Origin of the sequence: Tenacibaculum geojense (assembly GCF_042676005.1) — a bacterium.
Lineage (GTDB): Bacteria > Bacteroidota > Bacteroidia > Flavobacteriales > Flavobacteriaceae > Polaribacter > Polaribacter geojense.
In genome coordinates this window covers 1-930 of sequence record NZ_JBHTJR010000061.1, presented here as the reverse complement: position 1 = coordinate 930, position 930 = coordinate 1, and the positions used below count along the sequence as shown (strand labels likewise).

The window sequence follows — 930 nt, the reverse complement described above, 5'->3', positions numbered from 1 at the left end:
TGTTGTTGTTTTCTAATTCAGATATTATGTTTTTTATCTTCTTTTGCGTCACTTTATAATGTTTGCCAACAATGGCTATAAGTAATTGCTCGTTCTCGCCTACTTCTGAAAATCCTCGCGGATTTTCAGTTTGTGTGTACTTGCAAAGTTAAGTGCTAACCCACGCAACTACTCATAGCCGAGACCGTTGTACAACATTTGACCAAGCAATATGAAAATAAAAATCAAAGGAACAGATAAAGTCAGAAATGTAACACCAAACGAATGGTCTGTTATTGAAAAAAACGGACAAACATCCGAATACGAAATAATAGAAAGAAATACTGTTTGGGCTGGACCTATTGATAGTAATGGAAATGTAGTCGAATCTCAAAAACGAGAATTTGAATTAGACCACTGGTATAAAATGTTAGATTTAGGCTCAAGAAATAAATGGAAACGTATTGATAACGAACAATATAAAATCCAACAGCAAGAACTAAAAGAAGACAATTTAAAAGAAGAGGAGCCGAAAAAGGAAATTAAGAAGGATAAAAGTCTTGAGATAAGCGAATTGCAGTTTGAACTCACTCAAGCGCAAATCGAAAAAACGAAAGCTGAAACTGATTTAACGAAAGAAAAAACTAAAGATTTGAAAAGAAAATTTTTATACTTCATTGGAGGTGTTCTTGTCGGTAATATTGATACAATTCTAAAATTATTTGGACTATTAGAGTAATGATATTTAGAGTCCAAACTGATTTAATAAAAAAACGTTGTACAACAATGTATAACCGCAATTACGGCGGATTCGACTACGTCCGAATCCACTCAGAATTGCTTAAGCTAGTGAATAACTAAAAACTTTTGGCTAAATTAGCCCGATAACTGACGGGTTATACGAAACCGTTGTAAAGCATTAAAAAAAGTAGTAACCTAATGACCTAAATC

General features: G+C 33.1%; 1 protein-coding gene. It reads left to right on the top strand.

Translation table 11 applies throughout. The annotated features are described in order from the left end of the window. The first annotated feature begins 211 nt into the window (after window positions 1-211). Entirely contained in the window at window positions 212-718 is a 507-nt protein-coding gene (locus tag ACFQ1U_RS13650) for a hypothetical protein (RefSeq protein ID WP_386109326.1), read from the top strand. Window positions 719-930: the final 212 nt, after the last annotated feature.